Source organism: Streptomyces sp. NPDC008139 (genome assembly GCF_042957025.1).
Classification (GTDB): Bacteria; Actinomycetota; Actinomycetes; order Streptomycetales; family Streptomycetaceae; genus Actinacidiphila.
Genome location: NZ_JBIBHM010000009.1, coordinates 21,699 through 44,179 on the forward strand (window position 1 = coordinate 21,699; position 22,481 = coordinate 44,179).

General features: G+C 72.9%; 16 protein-coding genes. 2 read left to right on the forward strand and 14 right to left on the reverse strand.

Annotation, left to right across the window (positions count from 1 at the left end; genetic code table 11):
- Positions 1-233: 233 nt before the first annotated feature.
- Positions 234-1,223 (reverse strand): lipoyl synthase, encoded by a 990-nt coding sequence (lipA, locus tag ACFZBB_RS20120; RefSeq protein WP_355334351.1) that lies wholly within the window; start codon positions 1,221-1,223, stop codon positions 234-236.
- A 258-nt stretch (positions 1,224-1,481) separates the two neighbouring features.
- A complete protein-coding gene (gene lipB / locus ACFZBB_RS20125; RefSeq protein ID WP_391124030.1) occupies positions 1,482-2,321 on the reverse strand; it encodes a lipoyl(octanoyl) transferase LipB in 840 nt (279 codons plus the stop codon).
- A gap of 291 nt (positions 2,322-2,612) precedes the next feature.
- Between lipB and ACFZBB_RS20130 the strand changes: the two genes are divergently transcribed.
- Positions 2,613-4,118 (forward strand): regulator, encoded by a 1,506-nt coding sequence (locus ACFZBB_RS20130; RefSeq protein ID WP_391124032.1) that lies wholly within the window; start codon positions 2,613-2,615, stop codon positions 4,116-4,118.
- Between the two features lie 327 nt (positions 4,119-4,445).
- Here ACFZBB_RS20130 and ACFZBB_RS20135 read toward each other — a convergent pair whose 3' ends face one another.
- Together ACFZBB_RS20135 and ACFZBB_RS20140 are read right to left on the reverse strand one after the other, a co-directional pair.
- Positions 4,446-5,741 (reverse strand): FAD-dependent oxidoreductase, encoded by a 1,296-nt coding sequence (locus ACFZBB_RS20135; RefSeq protein WP_391124034.1) that lies wholly within the window; start codon positions 5,739-5,741, stop codon positions 4,446-4,448.
- 348 nt (positions 5,742-6,089) lie between these two features.
- On the reverse strand, positions 6,090-6,983 hold the full coding sequence (locus tag ACFZBB_RS20140; protein WP_391124036.1) for a TIGR01777 family oxidoreductase: 894 nt from the start codon (positions 6,981-6,983) through the stop codon (positions 6,090-6,092).
- Positions 6,984-7,047: 64 nt separating this feature from the next.
- Here ACFZBB_RS20140 and ACFZBB_RS20145 point away from each other — a divergent pair, with 64 nt between their 5' ends.
- Complete coding sequence (locus tag ACFZBB_RS20145) at positions 7,048-7,557, forward strand: GNAT family N-acetyltransferase (RefSeq protein ID WP_391124038.1); 510 nt, start codon at positions 7,048-7,050, stop codon at positions 7,555-7,557.
- A gap of 150 nt (positions 7,558-7,707) precedes the next feature.
- Here the strand turns inward: ACFZBB_RS20145 and ACFZBB_RS20150 are convergent, their stop codons facing one another.
- From ACFZBB_RS20150 to ACFZBB_RS20195, 10 genes are all read right to left on the reverse strand, one after another.
- Positions 7,708-8,220 (reverse strand): DUF4240 domain-containing protein, encoded by a 513-nt coding sequence (locus ACFZBB_RS20150; protein ID WP_188283223.1) that lies wholly within the window; start codon positions 8,218-8,220, stop codon positions 7,708-7,710.
- 119 nt (positions 8,221-8,339) lie between these two features.
- A complete protein-coding gene (locus tag ACFZBB_RS20155) occupies positions 8,340-9,335 on the reverse strand; it encodes a GNAT family N-acetyltransferase (RefSeq protein WP_391124041.1) in 996 nt (331 codons plus the stop codon).
- A gap of 341 nt (positions 9,336-9,676) precedes the next feature.
- On the reverse strand, positions 9,677-12,343 hold the full coding sequence (aceE, locus tag ACFZBB_RS20160; protein ID WP_391124043.1) for a pyruvate dehydrogenase (acetyl-transferring), homodimeric type: 2,667 nt from the start codon (positions 12,341-12,343) through the stop codon (positions 9,677-9,679).
- 228 nt (positions 12,344-12,571) lie between these two features.
- Positions 12,572-13,210, reverse strand: a complete 639-nt coding sequence (locus ACFZBB_RS20165; RefSeq protein ID WP_391124045.1) for an FCD domain-containing protein — start codon at positions 13,208-13,210, stop codon at positions 12,572-12,574.
- Positions 13,211-13,371: 161 nt separating this feature from the next.
- Positions 13,372-15,168, reverse strand: coding sequence for a 2-oxoglutarate dehydrogenase, E2 component, dihydrolipoamide succinyltransferase (sucB, locus tag ACFZBB_RS20170; RefSeq protein ID WP_391124047.1), 1,797 nt, complete (start codon positions 15,166-15,168; stop codon positions 13,372-13,374).
- Between the two features lie 51 nt (positions 15,169-15,219).
- The gene (lpdA, locus tag ACFZBB_RS20175) at positions 15,220-16,608 is read right to left on the reverse strand and encodes a dihydrolipoyl dehydrogenase (RefSeq protein ID WP_391124049.1); all 1,389 of its coding nucleotides are present in this window, start codon (positions 16,606-16,608) and stop codon (positions 15,220-15,222) included.
- A gap of 238 nt (positions 16,609-16,846) precedes the next feature.
- Positions 16,847-18,352 (reverse strand): leucyl aminopeptidase, encoded by a 1,506-nt coding sequence (locus tag ACFZBB_RS20180; protein WP_391124051.1) that lies wholly within the window; start codon positions 18,350-18,352, stop codon positions 16,847-16,849.
- A gap of 665 nt (positions 18,353-19,017) precedes the next feature.
- On the reverse strand, positions 19,018-19,812 hold the full coding sequence (locus ACFZBB_RS20185; RefSeq protein ID WP_391124703.1) for an adenosylcobinamide-GDP ribazoletransferase: 795 nt from the start codon (positions 19,810-19,812) through the stop codon (positions 19,018-19,020).
- Between the two features lie 110 nt (positions 19,813-19,922).
- Entirely contained in the window at positions 19,923-20,651 is a 729-nt protein-coding gene (locus ACFZBB_RS20190; RefSeq protein WP_391124054.1) for a hypothetical protein, read from the reverse strand.
- Positions 20,652-20,697: 46 nt separating this feature from the next.
- Complete coding sequence (locus ACFZBB_RS20195; protein ID WP_391124056.1) at positions 20,698-22,452, reverse strand: phosphatidylglycerol lysyltransferase domain-containing protein; 1,755 nt, start codon at positions 22,450-22,452, stop codon at positions 20,698-20,700.
- Positions 22,453-22,481 lie beyond the last annotated feature (29 nt).

Consider the following 22,481-nt stretch of genomic DNA (forward strand, 5'->3'; position numbering starts at 1 on the left):
GATGCGGGCAAGCGCCGGTGGCTCGAAGAACCCCGTGCGTGACACCAGGGTCGCCACACCGTGTTACCAGTCGGTGACCACTCGGTCAATCTCGCATGAAAGCCTCAGTCCGGCAGCACGGCGCCCCGCCAGGTCACTCGCCCGGCGGGGCGTCGTCGGCGGTGAGCGGACTCACACGGCGAGGGTCGGAACCGAGGGTCGGAACAGGGCCATGACGGGGGTCACGGCCGGAGTCATACGGAGGGCGCCGCGACCGGGCCCACGGCCAGCCGCTCGCCCTCCCGCAGTCGCTTGTCCACGGCCTGCTGGAAGAGCCGCCCGGCGCGGTACGAGGAACGGACCAGCGGCCCGGACATGACGCCCGCGTAGCCGATCTCCTCGGCCTCCTCCTTCAGCTCCACGAACTCCGCGGGCTTCACCCAGCGCTCCACGGGGTGGTGCCGCACGGACGGCCGCAGGTACTGCGTGATGGTGATCAGCTCGCAGCCCGCGTCGTGCAGGTCCTGGAGGGCCTGGCTGATCTCCTCGCGCTCCTCGCCCATGCCCAGGATCAGATTGGACTTGGTGACCAGACCGGCCTCGCGGGCGCGGGTGATCACTTCGAGGGAGCGCTCGTAGCGGAAGCCGGGGCGGATCCGCTTGAAGATCCGCGGCACCGTCTCGACGTTGTGCGCGAGCACCTCGGGGCGGGAGCCGAAGACCTCGGCGAGCTGCGCGGGCTCGGCGTTGAAGTCGGGGATGAGCAACTCGACCTTGGTGTGGCCGCCCTCGCGCGCCGCCGTCATGGCGTGGATCTGCCGGACGGTCTCCGCATACAGCCAGGAGCCGCCGTCCTCCAGGTCGTCGCGGGCGACGCCGGTGATCGTGGCGTAGTTGAGGTCCATCGTGACGACGGACTCGCCGACGCGGCGCGGCTCGTCACGGTCGAGCGCCTGCGGCTTGCCCGTGTCGATCTGGCAGAAGTCGCAGCGCCGCGTGCACTGGTCGCCGCCGATGAGGAAGGTCGCCTCGCGGTCCTCCCAGCATTCGTAGATGTTGGGACAGCCGGCCTCCTGGCACACCGTGTGCAGCCCCTCGCTCTTCACGAGTTTCTGCATCTGCGTGTACTCGGGGCCCATCTTGGCGCGGGTCTTGATCCACTCGGGCTTGCGCTCGATGGGGGTCTGGCTGTTGCGGACCTCCAGGCGCAGCATCTTGCGTCCGTCGGGTGCGACTGCGGACACGACCGGCTCCCTAAAGCTTCGATTCTTCGGCGAACACCAGAGTACGCCCGTGATTCGTACGGCTTGATCCGTGCGGCTTCCTCTGGAAGCAACCAGCCGTGTCGTAGCCGCATTCCCGGCCGGATACCTGCTACCGCCGAGGCCCGGCGGTACGGCCACCGGCCCCGGCCGTACGCCCCCGGTTGTGCGGCCGGCGGTACGGCCCGCGAGCCCCCGTCGTACGGCCCACGGCCCCGGCAATACGGTCCAGTGCCCCGGCTATACGGCCCGCGGCAGCGGTACGACCGTGCCCAGGACGTCCGCCAGGTGCCGTTCCAGCACCGGCAGCACCTCGGTGACGCCGATGTCGCGGCCCAGTTCGTTGGAGAGCGAGGTGACGCCCGCGTCGCGGATGCCGCAGGGCACGATCCGGTCGAACCAGGTGTTGTCCGGGTCGCAGTTCATCGCGAAGCCGTGCATCGTCACGCCCTTGGCGACGCGGATGCCGATCGCGGCGAGCTTGCGGTCCTCGCGGCGCTGCCCGGCGTTGGAGGGCGCGTACTCGGGGCCGTTCAGCCGCGGGTCGAACTCGCTGTCCTCGCCCCCCCTCGACGAGGAGGAGCCCGCTCCCACCCGCGGGTCGAGGTCGAGGGTCAGGCCGTTGACCGCCGGGCGGTCCGCCACCGGGTCACCGAGCACCCACACCCCGCTGCGGCCCTCCACGCGCGTGGTCTCCAGACCGAATTCGGCGCAGGTACGGATCAGCGCCTCTTCCAGACGGCGTACGTGCGCGACCACGTCCACCGGGCGCGGCAGCTTCAGGATCGGGTAGCCGACGAGCTGGCCGGGGCCGTGCCAGGTGATCTTGCCGCCGCGGTCCACGTCGACCACGGGTGTGCCGTCCAGTGGGCGCTCGCTGTCGGTCGTACGGCGTCCCGCCGTGTAGACCGGCGGGTGTTCGAGGAGCAGGCAGGTGTCGGGGATCTCGTCCTCGACGCGTGCGGCGTGCACCCGGCGCTGTTCCTGCCACGCCTCGGTGTACTCGACGGCGTCGGCCCCGAACCCCAGGTGGACGAAGCGCAGCTCGTCCGTCCGCGCGGCGTCCTGCGGAAACCCCATGACCACTCCTCTGCGTGCCCGGCGGTGCTTGTTTCGCGCCTCTGCCACTGTACGGCGGCGGGTCCGTGGGGCCCGAGCGGGGCCGAACCTTCCCGCCCTGTGGGGATGGGCTTGAGGGCGGCGCCATAGCACGGTGCCTCCGACCGGTCGGGGCGGTTTACCGATCCTTGAGGGCCCTTATCGCCCATTCGGGCGAATAACGAGGTCTTACGGTGAGCTTCCCGGTACCGACCGTTACATTCACGCCGTTCCGGTTACCTCCCCAGTCCCAGGAAGTGGACCGCACTGCCGATGACGGACCGTTCCACGCAGCGAACCCCGACCCGTCCCAACAGCAGACTCGCCTCGTTGATCGCGGAGGCAGGCTTCTCCAACGCGGGGCTCGCCCGCCGGGTCGACCAGCTCGGCATAGAGCACGGCCTCGACCTGCGGTACGACAAGACCTCGGTGACCCGCTGGCTGCGCGGCCAGCAGCCACGCGGCACCACACCCGCGCTGATCGCCGAGGTCTTCACCCAACGGCTCGGCCGCCGGCTGTCCGCCCAGGACCTCGGGCTCGACGCGTGCGCGCCGGTCTACGCGGGCCTCGAATTCGCCGGATCGCCCGACGAGGCGGTGGACATCGTCAGCGGCCTGTGGCGCAAGGACACCGGCAACCAGACGGAGCTGCGGAAGATCGCCTTCACCGCGGCCGGGCTCGTCGTGCCCAGCCGCGACTGGCTGATCGGCCGCGCCGACGAGAGGGTCGCGCGGGGCGCCGACGCCGCGCCGCTACGGGTGCCCGCGCAGAGCCGCGGCCCCGGCCCTCTGGGGCTCCCGCCGTCCGCCGCGCCCGGACCCGCGCCGGGGCCGGGGCTCGCCGCCAAGGCCGGGCCGCCCCGCGCCAAGGTCGGGGCCGGTGACATCGCGGCCCTGCGCGCCGTCGGCGACCTCTTCCGGGGGCTCGACCACGCGTACGGCGGCGGCCACGCCCGCCAGGCCCTCGTCCGCTACCTGGAGCACGAGGCCGAGCCGATGCTGCGCGGCAGTTACGGCGAGGCACTCGGCCGCCGCCTGTTCTCCTCCGTCGCCGACCTCACCCGGCTCGCCGGATGGACGTCGTACGACATCGGCGCGCACGGGCTCGCGCAGCGCTACTTCGTCCAGGCGCTACGGCTCTCGCAGGCCGCGGGGGACCGGGTCTACGGCGGCTACGTGCTCGTCACCATGAGCCGCCAGGCCGTCTACCTCGGGCACGGCCGCGAGGCCGTCCAGCTCGCCCGGGTCGCCCAGCAGGGCGTCGGCTCCGGCGCGCCCGCCGTCGTCCAGGCCCTGCTGCACAGTGCCGAGGCGCGCGGGCACGGGCTGCTCGGCGAGATCCGGGCGTGTTCCGCGGCGCTCGCGCGGGCCGAACGCTCGCTCGGGGCGGCCCGCTCCGGTGACGAGGTGCCCTCCTGGGCGCGCTTCTTCGACGAGGCCCAGCTCGCCGACGAGTTCGGGCACTGCCACCGGGACCTCCAACTGCACCGGGCCGCCGCGCAGCACGCCGAGCGCTCCCTCCAGCTCCGCGCACCCGCGTACGCCCGCAGCCGGCTCTTCTGCCGCACCGTGCTCGCTTCCGCTCGCCTCGGGCTCGGGGAGGTGGACGTCGCCTGTGCTCTCGGCATCGAGGTCATGCAGCAGGCCACCGAGATGCGGTCGGCTCGCGCCGTCGAGTACGTGCGGGATTTCGGGCGGCGCCTTGAGCCGTATCGCGATGCCGCGGCCGTTCGCGCCTTCCGCGACCGCGCCGTCGCCTTGGGGCTGGTCGCCCCATGACGACCTCCGGTCGCGGTCCCTTACCCACCTCCCGCAGGTGGGTGCCCCCCAGGGGCGCGGTCCCCTGACGTTCACCCCGCCTCGGCGGGGCGGTTCGGTTGTGTCCGGTCCACCGGCCGGTGGTGGGTTGCTCGCGCAGTTCCTCCCCCAGCCTTCGGCCGGGAGGTGCCCCCAGCGCCCCTGGCGGGGCGGGCCGTTCTTCGGCTGGGCGGTGAGCCGGTCTTTGAGGGGCGCGGGGAACTGCGCGGCCAGCCACGATGCTGCCGCAGGTCACCACCGGCCCTGGCGGGGCGGTTCGGTTGTGTCCGGTCCACCGGCCGGTAAGGGCTAGGCGGCCTGGGGGGTGGGGGTGTCGGCGGGGTGGGGGACGGCGTCGCGGAGGATGCTGTGGGCGGCGCGGCGGGCGGAGAGAAGGGCGCCCTGGGGAGTGCTGGTGGTGCGGTGGGCACCGCAGATGTAGAGACCGTCGAGGAGCCGGGCGGGACGCCGCAGATCGTGGGGCGCGGGCATGGCCGGCACGGCCTCGGGATCGTTGTGGACGGCGAGCAGCTCCCACGCGTCGGTGGAGGTCTCGTACAGCTCGGCGAGGTGAGCGCGGACGGTCTTGTCGCCCGCCCCGTCGGGCGGCGGCCCGAGGACGACGGACGTGACGAGGGCGCGCCCGGCCGGCGCCCGGCTCGGGTCGATCTCACTGACCGGGAGAGTGTGCGAGACGGGCCCCATGCGGTCGGCGTCGAGGACGAGCACCGGCTCGCGTACGGGTGGGACGGGCGCCGCGTGGTGCAGGACGGTGACCTCGTGGAAGGACGGCACCCGCAGCCCCGGCAGGAGTTCGGCCGCGGCCCGCGCCCCGGTGGCCACCAGCACGGCCCGGCAGGGCAGTTCGGTGCCGTCCTCGGTCTGCACGCAGTTGACGGCGACCCGCACCGCGCGCGTGCCGAGCCGTACCGCGCCCGGCGGGAGCCCCGCGGCGAGCCGCTGCGGTACGGACGCCGCGCCCGTCGCGGGCAGGCACGTACGGCCACGGGCGAAGCCGCGCAGCACCAAGTCGGCGCAGCGGCTTGAGGTTTGCAGCTCCGGGTCGCACAACAGGGCGGCCAGCAGCGGCCGTACGAAGCCCTCGACGGTCCGCGGCGCGAAACCGCGTGCGCTCAGGGCCCGCGCGGCGGTCGTCTCGGGACGGCTGGCGAGCCGTGAAGCGGGCGTCGCGGCAAGGCGGTTGAGGGTGGTGCCGAGCCGGGCCCGGTCCAGCGTGGAGCCGATCGGGGCACGGGCCGAGCCGCGAACGGTACGAGAGCCGCGCGCGTCACCGACCCGGTAGCCGCGCCCGTCCGCTCTGACCAGGGCGCCGGGCGCGAGCGGCGCCAGCGGCAGCCCCCGCAGCCCCGGCGTGCGGCGCAGTTCCGGATAGGACGTGTTGAGCAGGTGAGCGCCGCGGTCGAGCCGGAAGCCGTCCACCGTGTCGGTGGCCATGCGGCCGCCGACGTGGTCGGCGGCCTCCAGGACGGTGACCGACAGGCCGCCGCCGATGAGTTGATGCGCGGCGGACAGCCCGGATATTCCTGCGCCGATCACGACGACGTCCACGATTCCCGCGACGTCACGGCGTGCTGGTGAGAGCACTGTGCCCCTCCCCGAGGTCGGGTTCGAATCCCCGCTCACGTCGGCGTCACGCCCGAGGCGTCGCAGAACGCTGGTAAAGGTCATGCCCTCATCAAAGCCATCTGATGCCGGGGCAACCCGCAGATTCCAGCCCTTATCCAGCGCTTTTCGGCACCCCCGGCCGAATGTCTCCGGCCCGCACCCGGATCCGGCCCGCCTGCCGCCGGGGCGGCCCGCTCTCCGCCCAGGCGCCCGCCAGCCGTTGCCAGCCGGCCTTCCGGCCTCCCGGCGGCCCCGGGCAGTCCGTATCGGCCCGTCAGCGGCCCCTGGCCGCACACCCGGACGCCCGGCGCGGCGCCGCGTTCGCGGCTATTCGGCGAGAGCCGCCGTCACGGCCTGGGCGAATTCGGGGAAGGCGAAGCGGAAGCCGGAGTCCAAGAGGCGCTTGGGGCGGACGCGTTGGCTCCCGGTGACGTCCTGGGCGAGCTCGCCGAGGACCAGGCGCAGGACGGACTCCGGGACCGCGGCCACGGTGGGGCGGTGCAGGACGCGCCCCATCTCGGCGGTGATCTCACGGTTGGTCAGCGGCTCGGGCGCGGTGAGGTTGACCGGCCCGGACAGGTCGGCCGTGTCCAGCGCGTAGCGAATGGCGGCCACCTCGTCGTGCAGGGCGATGAAGCTCCAGAACTGCCGCCCGTCGCCCAGGCGTCCGCCGAGCCCGGCCTTGAACAGCGGGAACAGCCGCGCCCACGCGCCGCCGCCCTTGGCGACGACCAGGCCCGTACGCGGGTGGACGGTACGGATGCCGGCCGCGCGGGCGGGATCGGCCGCGGCCTCCCACTCCTGGCACAGCTCGGCCAGGAAGCCGCTGCCCACCGGGCTGTCCTCGTCGACGGCCGTGTCGCCGGTGTCACCGTAGATGCCGATCGCGCTCGCGCTGACCAGGACCCGCGGCGGGGTGTCGAGCCCGGCGGCGGCCCGCGCGACGGCGCCGGTGCCGAGCACCCGGCTGTCCACCAGCTCCCTCTTGCGGCTGTCGGTCCAGCGGCGGTCGCCGATCCCGGCGCCCGCCAGGTGCACGACCGCCTCGCAGCCCTCGAGACCCGCGGTGTCGACCGTGCCGCGCGCCGGATCCCAGCGCACCTCGGCGGGACCGACGGGCGCGCGCCGCACCAGACGTACGACGTCGTGGCCGTCCGCGGCGAGCGAGCGGGACAGGGCGGAGCCGATCAGACCGGAGGAACCCGTGACTGCGATACGCATATTCGCATTGTGCCCGCCGACGGCCCGGGACGTCCGATGCCGGCGCGCGGCGCGCCATGGCACAGTGACCGGCGTGACCTCAGCGACCGTCCGGCCCGCGACCCGCGCCGACGACTCCGGCCTCGCGGCGCTCGACGCCCGTACCTGGTCCCCGCTGCACTCCGTACAGCCCGCACCGGCGCCCGGCGCCGCCTTCTACAGCTCGCCCGACGGACACCGGTACGTCCTGGTCGCAGAGGCCGAGGGCCGACTGGCCGGATATCTCAAGCTGGTCCCGCCGACCGCCCTGGCCTGCAACGCGCATGTGCGGCAGATACAGGGTCTGGCCGTCGACACCTGGGCGCGCGGGCGCGGCATCGCGCGCACGCTGATGGACGCCGCCGTCACCGAGGCGCGGCGGCAGGGCGCCGTCCGGATCACCCTGCGAGTGCTGGGACACAACGCCCCGGCCCGGCGGCTCTACGAGTCGGTCGGCTTCGCCGTGGAGGGCGTGCTGCCGGGGGAGTTCCTGCTGGACGGCGCCTACGTGGACGACGTCCTGATGGGCCGGGCGGTCGACCTCACGGCGGTCTGAGCCGACAGAGCCGCGCCGACAGAGCCCGCCGACAAAGGCGAGCCGCGCCGACAGAGCCCCGCCGGCAAAGGCGAGCCGGGCCGACAGAGCCCCGCCGGCAAAGGCGAGCCGCGCCGACAGAGCCCCGCCGACAGAACCGAAAGAGCCGGCTCAGCCGAAGCGCGACCACAGCTGCGGATACCGCTCCGCCATCGCCCGCTCGTCGTCCATGTCCAGCGACTCGCCCTCCGGCTGCTCCGGCTGCGGGAGTTCGAGGTCCGGCAGCCGGACCCCGGTGAGCTGCTCGTACGCCTCGTCCGCCGCGTAGCCCAGATCCTCCGCGTCGCCGTCCGTCTCCGGGTCGAACTCGGTGACGAGGAAGGCCAGGTCGTCGGGTGCGGCCAGACCGCCCTCGAAGACATGGCGGCCCTGGCCGATCAGCCAGCAGCGGAAGTAGTCGAAGGACTCGTCGTCCGCGCCGCCCAGCATGATGTCGGCGGCGCCCCACAGGTCCCAGCGGAAGGCCCGGACGAACCGGGTCTCGAAGTGCCGGGCGAAGTCCACCACGGAGTCCGGGTCGAGCTGGGCCAGCCGCTCGATCAGCAGGTCGGCATGCTCCTCCGGATCGCCGTCCGCCGCCTCTCGCGTACGGTCGACGATCTCCCAGAACTCCGTCTCGTCCATCACTGGTCCAGCTTCCCGGTTGCCGCGCGCACCCGCACGCGGAGTGCCCCGGATGCGTCCGTGTCGTTACGGACTCCATCCGTGCGGGGTGGGTCGCCCACTGTACGAGGTCCGGGGGGTCAGCGCCGACCGAGGGTGAGCTGGTACTCGACCGTGCGGCGCAGCGGCCGGAAGCCGAGCGCGGTGTTGAGGGCCAGCATGTGCCGGTTGTCGTCGGCGTTGTCCGTCTGCACGGCGGTGAGCTGCGGGAACTCCTCCCGTACCCGGCGCAGCATCTCGGCCTTCACCCACAGCCCGAGGCCGTGGCCGCGGTGCGCGGGGAGCACGGCCGTGTCGTACTGCTGGGCGGTGCCCGCGCCCTCCGCCGGGATCACCAGCTCGGTGTAACCGGCGACGGAGCCGTCGAGCGCGTCCACCGCGGCCACCGTCAGCAGCCGCTCCCCGCGCCGGGCGATCACCTCGGCGGCCTCGCGGACCGCGGCCACGTCCCAGCGCACCTCGCCGAAGTCCATGCCACCGGTCGGCATGTCGTCCATGGCGCGCCGGGCGTCCGCGAAGCTCTCGGCGAGCGCGTCGGGGACGACGCCGTCCCAGGACGTCAGCCGGTAGCCGGGGTGCGGGACGTCGGGGAGCTTGTGGATACGGTCGGGTACGTCGTCGAGCGCGAGCCGCTGCCAGGTCAGCCGCAGGACCGGCTGGAAGTCGCGGGTGGCCAGAAATCCCTCGTGCGGGGTACCCGCCATGACCTCGGTGACCACGCTGCGGCAGCCCGCCTCGGCCGCCGCCTCGGTCACCGTGGACAGCAGCCGCGAGCCGGTGCCCAGCCGCCGGTAGGCGGGGTGGACGGTCATCCTGACCTCGGCGAGGTGGCTGCGCCCCGGTTCGCTGAACAGCCGCAGGGTCGCGGTGGCCACCGGCTCCTCGTTCGCGTTGCGCACCAGCCACAGCAGCAGCCTGCTGCGGTTCCCCGTCGTCGTCAGCTTCGCCTGGAGGGCGGTGGCGGACAGCACGGGCTCACCTGGCCGGTCGTGTGCGAGAGCGGCCGACTGCACCCGGTGCCAGGCGCGGAAATCCTCGGCGGTCGGAGCCGTCAGAGGGCTGGGATTTGGTGGCATCCGAGGGAACGTAGCCGGTAGCTGTATGCGCCCGCAATCTCTTTCCGGCCAGGACGGGAGCGGGCGGTAGCCGATTCACGCACCTCTCACGTTGCACCGGACCGCACCCGTACCGCCGCACAGCCCTTACGGTACGGGCCGCGCGCGGCTTCGCGGGCTCTGCGGAGGGCCGCCGCGGCCGGTGGCACGGGGTGACTCGCGGGTGGCCGGAAACGTCTGCTGAAACCTATGAATATTCTCTGAGGCGGATACGGCCGCGCGGGGTGCGAAGGTCCGCGCGCGGCCGTACCAGGGCTGTCGGGGCGGGACGGGACGCGTACCGCGCCCGTCCGCCATCGGCCCTACAGGCCGTACCGCTCGGCGGCCTCCTTGACCGTCTCGGGCTTGATGTCGCCGCGCCGGGCGAGCGCGGCGAGCGCCGCGACCACCAGCGACTGCGGGTCCACCCCGAAGTGGCGGCGGGCCGCGTCGCGGGTGTCGGACAGACCGAAGCCGTCGGTGCCCACCGACGTCCAGTCCTGCTCCACCCACTGCGCGATCTGGTCCGGCACCGCCCGCATCCAGTCGCTGACCGCGACCACGGGACCCGGCGCGCCTTCCAGCGCCCGCGTCACGTACGGCACCCGCTCCTCGCCGCGCAGCCGGGCCGCGTCGCACTCCAGGGCCTCGCGCCGCAGCTCGGTCCAGGACGGCGCGGACCACACGTCGGCGGCCACACCCCACTCCTGCGCCAGCATCCGCTGCGCGTCCAGCGCCCAGTGGATCGCGGTGCCGGACGCCAGGAGTTGCAGCCTGGCCGCGTCCGCCGCCGGGTCCTGCGCCTGCTGGAAGCGGTAGAGGCCCTTGAGGATGCCGTCCTCGACGCCCTCGGGCATCGCGGGCTGCACCTTCGGCTCGTTGTAGACCGTCAGGTAGTAGAAGACATCCTCGGCGTCCGGCCCGTACATCCGCCGCAGACCCTCGCGGACGATCACCGCGACCTCGTACGCGAACGCCGGGTCGTACGAGAGCGCCGCCGGGTTGGTGGAGGCGATCAAGTGCGAGTGGCCGTCGGCGTGTTGCAGGCCCTCGCCGGTCATCGTGGTCTTGCCCGCGGTGGCGCCGATCACGAAGCCGCGGCCGAGCTGGTCGGCCAGCGCCCAGAACTGGTCGGCGGTCCGCTGCCAGCCGAACATCGAGTAGAAGATGTAGAACGGGATCATCGGCTCGCCGTGCGTCGCGTACGCGGTCGCGGCGGCCGTGAAGTCGGCGAGCGAACCGGCCTCGGTGATCCCCTCGTTGAGGATCTGACCGTCCTTCGCCTCCTTGTAGTACAGGAGTTGGTCGCGGTCGACCGGGTCGTACGTCTGCCCCTTCGGCGAGTACAGACCCGCGGACGGGAACAACGACTCCATGCCGAAGGTGCGGGCCTCGTCGGGGACGATCGGTACCCAGCGGCGGCCGGTCTCCTTCTCCCGCATCAGGTCCTTGACCAGCCGCACGAACGCCATCGTGGTGGCGATCTCCTGCGTGCCTGAACCCTTCTCCAGCGCCTTGTACGCCTTGTCCGGCGGCAGCGGCAGCGGTTTGGCGACCACCTTGCGGGCCGGGGCGAGACCGCCGAGCGCCGCCCGCCGCTCGCGCAGGTACCGCACCTCGGGCGAGTTCTCGCCGGGGTGCCAGTACGGGACCACGTCCGCGTCCAGCGCGCCGTCCGGGATCGGCAGCTCCAACAGGTCGCGCATCGTACGGAACTGAGCGCCCGTCAGCTTCTTCATCTGGTGGTTGGCGTTGCGCGACTCGAAGCCCGCGCCCAGCGTCCAGCCCTTGACGGTCTGCGCCAGGATCACCGTCGGCGCGCCCTTGTGCTCGACGGCCGCGCGGTAGGCCGCGTAGACCTTGCGCGGCTCGTGCCCCGCGCGCGAGCTCTGGAACAGCTCGGTCAGCTTGGCGTCGGTCAGCCGGGCGCCGATCGTCCGCAGCGAGGGGTCCGCGCCGAAGAAGTGCTCGCGCAGATAGGCCGCGTCCCGCGTGGCGTACGTCTGGAACTGCGCGTCCGGGACCTCGCGCAGCCGCTTGAGCAGCGCGCCGTCCACGTCCTGGGCGAGCACGTCGTCCCAGGCCGCGCCCCACAGCGACTTGACCACGTTCCAGCCCGCCGCGCGGAACTGGGACTCCAGCTCCTGCACGATCTTGAAGTTGGGGCGGACCGGGCCGTCGAGCCGCTGGAGATTGCAGTTGATGACGAAGGTGAGGTTGTCCAGGCCCTCGCGGCCGGCCAGCGCCAGGGCGGCGGTCGACTCGGGCTCGTCCATCTCGCCGTCACCGAGGAACGCCCACACGTGGGAGTCCGAGGTGTCCTTGATGCCGCGGTGCTCCAGATAGCGGTTGAACCGCGCCTGGTAGATCGCCGACAGCGGACCGAGGCCCATCGAGACGGTGGGGAACTCCCACAGCCAGGGCAGCCGCCGCGGGTGCGGGTACGAGGGCAGGCCGTCGCCGTTCGCCTCCTGGCGGAAGCGGTCGAGCTGGCCCTCGGTCAGCCGCCCGTCGAGGAACGCGCGGGCGTAGATGCCGGGGGAGGCGTGGCCCTGGAGGTAGAGCTGGTCCCCGCTGCCCGCGCCCTCCTTGCCCCTGAAGAAGTGCTGGAAGCCGGTCTCGTAGAGCCAGGCCGCCGAGGCGAAGGTCGCGATGTGGCCGCCGAGGCCCAGGCGGCTGCCGCGGGTGACCATGGCCGCCGCGTTCCACCGGTTCCACGCGGTGATCCGCGCCTCCAGTGCCTCGTCGCCCGGGTAGGCGGGCTCGGCGGAGGTCGGGATCGTGTTGATGTACTCGGTTTCGAGCAGCGACGGAAGCCCGACGCCCGCCCCGGCGCTTTCCAGGGTGCGACGCATCAGATACGCGGCCCGGTGCGGACCGGCCGCCTTGGCGACCGCCTCCAGCGACGCGAGCCACTCCGTGGTCTCTTCCGGGTCGCGGTCCGGGATCTGGTCGAGCTGGCCCCGCGGGGGGCGTACGTCGTCGGGCATGGGTGCCGCCTTCGAACGGAGGTTGGGGGTGGGGAATGCGCTTGTCGGCACGACAGGGCTGTTCCCCACTGACGACGATACGCCGACGATCGATGATCGATCAATGGCTTCCGGCCCAGCAATTCCAAGACGGCACGGGGTGCCAGACCTTAAGGCACGGGGTGCCTCGGCCTTGTGGCCTTGCATGTCACGGAAAACCGCCGACCGCCAGGGCCGCGGGGGGTGTCGTCAGACCTGGGGAGCGCAGCTCAGGACGTGGGACTTGATAAGACCGCAGATGTCCGGGTCGCGGCGCACGAAGGCGTCGACTATGTCCTGGTGCTCGGCCGCGTACGGGCGGGGCTCCGGGCTCAGCCAGCGGATGGACAGCGTCGTCCAGACCTCGATGCCCAGTGACTCCCAGGCGTGCAGCAGCACCGCGTTGTCGGCCGCGCGCACCAACTCGTGGTGGAAGGCGACGGTGTGTCTGACCTGGGCCTCGCCGTCCAGGGCGGCGTCGGCATCGCGCAGGGCGGCCACCTCGCGTTCGAGGGCGGCGGGGTCGGCGGCGAGCCGGGCTGCGGCCAGTTCCGCGGCGACCTGTTCGAGCCCGGCGCGCACCGGATAGCTCTCCTTGAGGTCGGCGGCGGTCAGGCTCCGTACGCGTACGCCCTTGTTGGGCGCGGACTCGATCAGCCGCAGCGTCTCCAACTCCCGCAGCGCCTCCCGCACCGGCGTCTGGCTGACCTGGAGCTCCACCGCGATCCGGCGCTCCACGATCCGCTCGCCCGGCTTCCAGCGCCCGCTCACGATGCCTTCGAGGATGTGCTCCCGGATCTGCTCACGCAGACTGTGGACGACCAGGTGCTGGACGACGGCAGGGGCCATGGGGCGCTCCTTCACGGTTTGCGTGACATAGACGATACGACCAGGAAGCGACGCTGCCTCCCCACAGGCCGCTGCGGGCGCCGCCGGGACGCGACGGAGCCCCCGTCCCGGAAGAGGGACGGGGGCTCCGTCGTACACGCCGTACAGGCCCGTGTGCGGCCTTACAGGCCCAGCTCGACCTCGAACTCGCCCGCTTCGAGGATCTCCTTGACCGCCGTCAGGTAACGGGCGGCGTCCGCGCCGTCCACCAGCCGGTGGTCGTAGGAGAGCGCCAGGTAGGTCATGTCCCGGACGCCGATGACCGTGCCGTCGGGGGTCTCGACGACCACCGGGCGCTTGACGGTCGCGCCGACACCGAGGATGGCGGCCTGGTTCGGCGGCACGATGACCGTGTCGAACAGCGCGCCGCGCGAACCGGTGTTGCTGATCGTGAAGGTCGCGCCCGCCAGGTCGTCCGGGGTGATCTTGCTGGCCCGCACGTTGCCCGCGAGCTCCGCGGTCTTCTTGGCGATACCGGCGATGTTGAGGTCGCCCGCGCCCTTGATGACCGGGGTCATCAGACCGCGCTCGGAGTCCACCGCGATCCCGATGTTCTCGGAGTCGAAGTAGGTGATCGTGCCCTCGTCCTCGTTGATCCGGGCGTTGATGACCGGGTGGGCCTTCAGCGCCTGGGCCGCCGCCTTGACGAAGAACGGCATCGGGGACAGCTTCACGCCCTCACGGGCCGCGAAGGCGTCCTTCGCCGCGTTGCGCAGCCGCATCACACGGGTCAGGTCCACCTCGACGACGCTGGTGAGCTGCGCCTGCGAGTGCAGGGCCTTCATCATGTTGTCGCCGATGACCTTGCGCATCCGGGTCATCTTGACCGTCTGGCCGCGCAGCGGCGACACCGCGGGCGCCGCCTTCTGGGCCGCGGCGGGCGCCGGCTTCGACGCGGCGGCCTTGGCGGCCTCCGCGGCGGAGATGACGTCCTGCTTGCGGATTCGGCCGCCGACGCCGGTGCCGCGCACCGAGCCGAGGTCCACGCCGCTCTCCGAGGCGAGCTTGCGGACCAGCGGGGTGACGTAGGCGCCGTCGTCACCGCTGGTGGCGACGGGAGCCGGGGCGGCCGGGGCCACCGGAGCGGGCGCCGGAGCCGGAGCCGGTGCGGCGGGCGCGGGAGCCGGTGCGGCGGCGACAGGCGCGGGGGCCGGTGCCGGGGCGGCCGGTGCGGGCGCCGGGGCGGCCGGGGCGGGCGCGGGAGCCGCCGGAGCCGGAGCCGGGGTGGGTGCCTCGGCGGGAGCCGGGGCTGCGGGCGCGGGCGCCGCGGCCGGGGCGGCACCAGCGGCGCCGACCACGGCCAGCTTCGCGCCGACCTCCGCGGTCTCGTCCTCCTGGACCAGGATCTCCAGCAGGGTGCCCGCCACCGGCGACGGGATCTCGGTGTCGACCTTGTCGGTCGAGACCTCCAGCAGCGGTTCGTCGGCCTCGACGCTCTCGCCGACGGCCTTCAGCCAGCGGGTCACGGTGCCCTCGGTGACGGACTCACCGAGCGCGGGCAGGACGACGTCGGTACCGCTCGCGCCGCCGCCACCGCTGGCCGCCTCGGCGGTCGGGGCGGGCGCGGGCGCCGCCTGCTCGGTGGAGGGAGCCGCCTGAGCGGGCTCGGGAGCCGCGGGCGCCTGGGCGGGCTCGGGCTCGGCCGCCGGAGCCGGGGCAGCCGCGGGCGCGCCGCCGCCGCTGCCGTCGTCGATGACGGCCAGCTCGGCGCCGACCTCGACGGTCTCGTCCTCGGCGACCTTGATGGACGCGAGCACGCCGGACGCGGGGGAGGGGATCTCGGTGTCGACCTTGTCGGTCGAGACCTCGAGCAGCGGCTCGTCGGCCTCGACGCGCTCGCCCTCGGCCTTCAGCCAGCGGGTGACAGTGCCCTCGGTCACGCTCTCGCCGAGCGCCGGCAGGGTTACGGAAACCGCCATGGTTGCGGTTACTCCTAACGATCTGTGCGGATGGGGTGGCGTGGAGGAGGGTCAGTCGTGCGAGTGCAGCGGCTTGCCCGCGAGGGCCAGGTGGGCCTCGCCGAGCGCCTCGCTCTGGGTCGGGTGCGCGTGGATGAGCTGCGCGACCTCGGCGGGCAGCGCCTCCCAGTTGTAGATGAGCTGGGCCTCGCCCACCTGCTCACCCATCCGGTCACCGACCATGTGGACGCCGACGACGGCGCCGTCGCGCACCTGGACGAGCTTGACCTCGCCGGACGTCTTGAGGATCTTGCTCTTGCCGTTGCCCGCCAGGTTGTACTTCAGCGTGACGACCTTGTCCGCGCCGTACAGCTCCTTGGCCTTCGCCTCGGTGATGCCGACGGAGGCGACCTCCGGGTGGCAGTACGTGACGCGCGGGACACCGTCGTAGTCGATCGGCACGGTCTTGAGACCGGCCAGCCGCTCCGCCACGAGGATGCCCTCGGCGAAGCCGACGTGCGCGAGCTGGAGCGTCGGGACCAGGTCGCCGACGGCCGAGATCGTCGGCACGTTGGTGCGCATGTACTCGTCGACCAGGACATAGCCGCGGTCCATCGCGACGCCCTGCTCCTCGTACCCCAGGCCCTGCGAGACCGGGCCGCGGCCGATGGCGACCAGCAGCACCTCGGCCTCGAAGGTCTTGCCGTCCGCCAGGGTGACCTTCACACCGCTGTCGGTGTACTCGGCGCTCTGGAAGAAGGTGCCCAGGTTGAACTTGATGCCGCGCTTGCGGAAGGCGCGCTCCAGCAGCTTGGAGCTGTTCTCCTCCTCGACCGGCACCAGGTGCGGCAGACCCTCGACGATGGTCACGTCGGTGCCGAAGGACTTCCACGCCGAGGCGAACTCGACGCCGATCACGCCGCCGCCCAGGATGATCGCCGACTGCGGCACCCGGTCCAGGACCAGCGCGTGGTCGGAGGAGATGATCCGGTTGCCGTCGATGGTCAGGCCCGGCAGCGACTTCGGTACGGAACCGGTCGCGAGCAGGACGTGCCGGCCCTGGATCCGCTGGCCGTTCACATCGACCGAGGTGGGGGAGGACAGCTTCCCCTCGCCCTCGATGTACGTCACCTTGCGCGAGGCCACCAGGCCCTGGAGGCCCTTGTACAGGCCCGCGATCACGTCGTCCTTGTACTTGTGGACGGCCGCGATGTCGATGCCCTCGAAGGTGGCCTTCACGCCGAACTGCTCGCTCTCGCGAGCCTGGTCCGCGATCTCACCGGCGTGCAGCAGCGCCTTGGTGGGAATGCAGCCGTTGTGCAGACAGGTGCCCCCGAGCTTGTTCTTCTCGATCAGGGCGACGTCCAGTCCCAGTTGCGCGGCACGCAGCGCGGCTGCGTAGCCGCCACTGCCGCCGCCGAGGATCACTAGGTCGAAAACAGTGCTGGCGTCGTTCGCCACGTCACGTCCTCCATGCATGGGTTCGCCGGAGCCGGTCCACCATGACCGGGCGGCGGCTTTGGTTCGGCCGCTTTGTCTAAAAGGGGGCCCTGTCGTGCCGAACCACATCTTCGCACTTGTTCGCGGCGGACGGGTCATCGGCCTGTGGGGTGAGACCCGTCGAATACGGCCCCGGACGCGCCGTCCGGGGCCGTAAGTGACCTATCTCACCTGTTCGGAGCAGGGTGCGGCGCGGCGGTCAGAGGAGATCGCCGTCCGCGGCCTGGTGGGCCAGGCTGAGCAGGGTGCGGACCGCGGTGCCGGTGCCGCCCTTGGGGGTGTAGCCGAAGGGCGCGCCCTCGTGGAAGGCGGGGCCCGCGATGTCGAGGTGGGCCCAGGTGATGCCCTCGCCGACGAACTCCTTCAGGAACAGCCCCGCGATCAGGCCACCGCCCGGCCGCACACCCATGTTGGCGATGTCGGCGGTGGGGGAGTCGAAGGTCTTGCGCAGCTCCTTGGGGAGCGGCATCGGCCAGGAGTCCTCGCCCGCGGCCAGCGCCGCGGTGTGGATCCGGGTACGGAAGCCGTCGTCGTTCGACATGATGCCGAACCGGCCCTCGCCCAGCGCCAGCACCATCGCGCCGGTCAGCGTCGCCACGTCGACGATCGCGTCCGGCGCCTCCTCGGAGGCGCGGGCCAGCGCGTCGGCCAGCACCAGACGGCCCTCGGCGTCGGTGTTCAGCACCTCCACCGTCGTGCCGCTGTACATCTTCAGCACGTCGCCGGGGCGCGTGGCGCCGCCGCCCGGCATGTTCTCGGCCAGCGCGAGCCAGCCGGTCACATTGACCTCCAGGCCGAGCTTCGCGGTCGCCACGACCGCGGCGAACACCGCGGCGGCGCCGCTCATGTCGCACTTCATCGTCTCGTTGTGCCCCGGCGGCTTCAGCGAGATGCCGCCCGAGTCGTACGTGATGCCCTTGCCGACGAAGGCGAGGGTACGGGTCGCCTTGGCGTGGGTGTACGCCACTCGGACCAGCCGGGGCGGCGTCGCCGAGCCCTGGCCGACGCCGAGGATGCCGCCGTAGCCGCCCTTGGCCAGCGCCTTCTCGTCCAGCACCTCGACCTTGAGGCCGTGCTCCTTGCCCGCCGCCTGTACGGCGGCGGCGAACGCCTTCGGGTTCAGGTCGTTGGGCGGGGTGTTGATCAGGTCGCGCGCCCGGTTCACCTCGGCGCCCACCGCGACGGCGCGGGCCGCCGCGGCCTTGTGCGCCTTGTCGCGCGGCTTGGCACCGGTCACGGCGACCTCGCCGAGCGTGCCCTTGCCGTTATCGGCCTGATACGTGGTGAACGCGTACGCGCCCAGCAGCGCGCCGGTGGCGACCGCTTCCAGGTCCGCCGGGTCGGCGGCGGGCAGCGCGAACGCCGCCTTCTTCGCGCCGCCGAGCGCGCGGGCGGCGACGCCCGCGGCCCTGCGCAGCGCCTCGGCGTCGAAGCCGGTGCCGTCCTCGGGGGTGTCGCCGAGGCCGACCGCGACCACCACCGCGGACTTCAGGCCCGCGGGTGCCGGGAGCTTGGTCACCTCGCCGTCCGCACCCGAGGCGCCCAGCGTCTCCAGTACGGCGGCCAGCTTTCCGTCGAACGCCTTGTCCACCGCCTCCGCCCCCGGTGCGACCTTGGGGCCCTTGGCCCCTTTGGTCACGCCCACGACGACGGCGTCCGCACGCAACGCTGCGGCGGAGGAGGTACTGAGTGTCAGAGCAGTCACGGTGGAGGGGGTCCTATTCGGTCGAGGTCCTGTGCTGCGGCCGGTTGGTTGGCCCGGCCCGGCCCCGGGCATCGTATTCCGCCACATCAGCGGGGCGGCACGCGCCCGTTGCCCAATCCCCGACCCTACGCCTGCGGCGCGCTCCCCCACCCACCCCTCTCCCGCCACCCCTCCCCCCACCTCGCGAAAGCCCCTCCCCCCTCGGTGCGGTCCTTCTGCCGCGACGCCGGCCACGTGCTTTTAGGCGCCCGGCCTCGGTGCGCTTCTTCTGCCGTGGCGCCAGGCCGAGTTCTTTGGGGGCGCGGGGCTGTGTGTGATCTGCGGCTGCCGCCGCGTGGGCGCGCTCAGCTGCGACGCTCCCGCAGGTCATGACCCGCCCTGGCGGGGCAGTTCGGTGGTGGTCGGGCCACCGGCCGGTGGGGGTTGCCCGCGCAGTTCCTCGCGCCCCTGACGGGGCGCACCGCTTTTCGTCCGGGCGGCGAGCCGATCTTTTCAGGGGCGCGGGGCTGTGTGTGATCTGCGGCTGCCGCCGCGTGGGCGCGCTCAGCCGCGATGCTGCCGCAGGTCATGACCCGCCCTGGCGGGGCAGTTCGGTGGTGTCCGGGCCACCGGCCGGTGCGCTCGGCCGCGATGCTTCTGCAGGTCACTACCTGCCCCGGAGGGGGTCAGCGGAGGGCGAGGAGGAGGAGGGAGGTGGTGGTGGCGGTTTCGCAGAGGGCGCCGAAAACGTCGCCGGTGGTGCCGCCGAGGCGGCGGACGGCGCGGCGGAGGAGGAGTTCGGCGCAGAGGAGGGCGAGGGCGGCGGAGAGGCCGGCACGGAGGGAGGTGAGGCCGCCGAAGGGGAGGCCGGCGGCGCAGGCGAGGGCGCAGCAGAGGACGCCGACCGACCAGGCCCCCCGCAGGGACACGGCGGAGGCGACGGCGGCGCCGAGGCCGCCGGGCCGGGCGGCGCGTACGCCCGTACGGCAGGCGAGTGTCATGGCGGCGCGGCCGAGGACGGCGGACAGCACGGCGGCGGTGCAGCCGTAGCGCCAACCGTGCGCGTAGCAGGAGGCGAGGGCGGCGGTCTGGGCGAGCAGGACGAGCACGAGGGTGAGGACGCCGAAGGGCCCGATGTCGGACTGCTTCATGACGCGCAGCGCCCCCTCGGCGGGCAGCCCGCTGCCGAGACCGTCGGCGGTGTCGGCGAGACCGTCCAGGTGCAGGCCGCGGGTGGCCACGGCGGGCACGGCGACCGCGCCGACGGCGGCGAGCAGCGGGCTCGCGCCGAGTGCGGTCAGGACGCCGCCGCCGAGTGCGGCGCCGAGGCCGACGACGGCGCCGACCAGCGGCGCGGCCAGCATCCCGCCGCGCGCCGCCGCCCGGTCCCAGCGCGTCACCGTCACCGGCAGCACGCTGAGCGTGCCGAAGGCGAAGCGCAGGGCGTCGCCGAGGGTCGCCCTGCCGCCGGGCTCGGGCAAAGGCTCGGGCAAGGGCCCGGACACGGGCTCGGGTTCGGTCACCGAGTGAGGCTATCGCGCCAGGTCAGCGCGGCCGCTGGCCCCGGCGGCAGGGGCCCCGCACCGGGGGCTCAGCGCACCAGGTCGGCGTGGTCGCCGCCGTCCCCCGAGGAGCCGTTCCCCGAGGAATCGGTACGGCGCCGCCGCCGCGCCCACCAGGTCTCGACGGCGAAGAGCAGCAGGACGGCGATGATCGCGGTCAGGTGCTCGTAACCGGCGAGATTGGCGAGGGCGAGCACCTCGATGACCATGGACATGGCCACGGCCGCCGCCGTCCACCAGGCGTGGTACCGGCAGGCGACGTACACCCCGAGCGCGACGACCGCGGCGGAGGGCCCGGTGTCGCGGCCGATGAGTTCGACGACGGGCAGCCCGAGGAAGCCGTCGGGGCCGACCCAGTACGAGTAGCGGGCGAAGGTCGTACCGGCCAGCGTCGTGTACAGCGCGATGGCCAGCGTCCGGCGCGCGCCCAGCGTCGTCTCGGCGATCCCGAAGACCACCACGACCTGGATGACAAGTCCCCAGATCGGCAGCGTCGGATCGGGGATGAACAGCGACAGGGGCGTGCGCAGCAGCGCCTTCCACCACGGCAGGGTGCAGTAGATGCCGCCGAGCCGGTCCACCCAGTCGCTCAGCCCCTGCACGTGCTGGACGAGTTGGAGGCAGAGGATGCCCACGCAGGACCCCAGCGTCAGCGGAACCGCCCGCAGCCCGCGCGCCCAGAGCCGGTCGCGTACGTCGTACGCCATCTGTCCCCACTCGGCGCGCGCGAACTCCCGCACCTTGTCGGACGCGCTCACCGCGCCTCCGCGGGGCCGGGCCCCCCGGCGGCCCGCGCGGGGCCCCTCACTTGGCGGTGAACCGTTCTCTGCGGCGCAGTGGCGACGGCATTCTGGGCGCTTCGAGGAAACCCTCGGCGCGGGCGCCCGCGATACCGATCCGGGGCAGTTCGCTGGACTTGCCGAAGAGCAGATAGCGGGGCTCCCAGATCGGGCGGAATTTGGCGTTCGCCCGGTACAACGACTCGATCTGCCACCAGCGCGAGAAGAACGTCAGCAGCGACCGCCACACCCGCAGGACGGGCCCCGCGCCGAGCCGGGAGCCGCGCTCGAAGACCGACCGGAACATCGCGAAGTTGAGCGAGATCTGCTCGACGCCGACCTCGTCCGCCCGCTGGACGAGCTCGATCACCATGTACTCGATCAGCCCGTTGTCCGCGCCCCGGTCACGCCGCATCAGGTCCAGCGAGAGCCCGCGCGGACCCCACGGCACCAGGCTCAGCAGCGCCCTGGGCGCGCCGTCGCCGTCGTGGCACTCGACCATCACGCACTGCCCGTCGCCCGCGTCGCCCAGCCGCCCCAGCGCCATCGAGAAGCCGCGCTCGGTGCCGCCGTCCCGCCACCGGTCGGCCCGCTCCAGCAGCGCCGCCATCTCCGCGGCCGGGATGTCGGCGTGCCTGCGGATGCGTACGGTGCAGCCGGAGCGCGCGACCCGGTTGTACGCCTGCCGGACCGTCCGCATCGCGCGGCCCTCAAGGGTGAACTCGGCGGTGTCCACGATGGCTTCGTCGCCCAGCTCCAGCGCGTCCAGGCCGTGCCGGGCGTAGACCGTACCGGCCTCCTCGCTCGCGCCCATCACGGCGGGCACCCACGCGTGCCCCGCCGCCTCCGCCAGCCACGCCTCGATGGCGCCGGGCCACGCCTCGGGGTCGCCGATCGGGTCGCCGGACGCCAGCGACACACCGCCCACCACCCGGTAGGCGATGGCCGACTTGCCGCTGGGCGACCAGATGACGCTCTTGTCGCGGCGCAGCGCGAAGTAGCCGAGCGAGTCGCGGTCGCCGTGCCGGTCGAGAAGGCCGCGCAGCCGCTCCTCGTCCGCCGGGCACAGCAGCGCCCGCCCGCGCGGCGAGCGGAAGGCGACGAAGAGCACGAGCAGGAAGAGCAGGGCGCTCATGGCGTTGATGACGACGTCCACCCAGCCGGGCGTGGAGATGGTCAGCGAGCCGCTGTCGTCCGGCACCAGGGACACCAGCCGCAGGACCGCGTAGCCGAGGCAGTCGCCGAAACCCGCGCCCTGGTCGTCGTTGGTGACCGTGACCAGCGCGGTGCCGAGCAGCGCGGCCAGCGGCAGACCGGCGGCGGCCACCAGGGCCGCGTCCCGCGGGTTGGCCGGGTCGCCCTTCGCCCGGAACTCGCCGCGGCCGACGAGCAGCGCCGCAAGGAAGGCGGCGGTGAGCGCCAGCGAGATCCAGTTCTGCGCGTGCCGGTGGATGTCGGGCCACACCATGCTGACCGACAGCGCGGCCAGGAACAGCCCGCACAGCACGAGGTTGAGGATCCACGCGGCGCGCTTGCGGCGGCGCATGGTGACGGCCAGGAAGAGCGCGAAGGCGCCGGAGGTGAAGCCCGCGCTCAGCAGGTACGGGGTGAAGTAGTCCTCGACGTTGTGGCGGCGGATGTCCTGGCCGAAGGAGACCCAGACGGCGCCGAGGAGATTCACGCAGGCGACGGTGCGCAGGTAGCGGACGGCGAAGGTGGCCGCGCGTCCCGGACACGCGTGAGGGCGCGGCTGTGTGCTGGTGGTGCTGCCCGTTCCCATAGGAGGGGATTTTATGACGTAACGCCCGA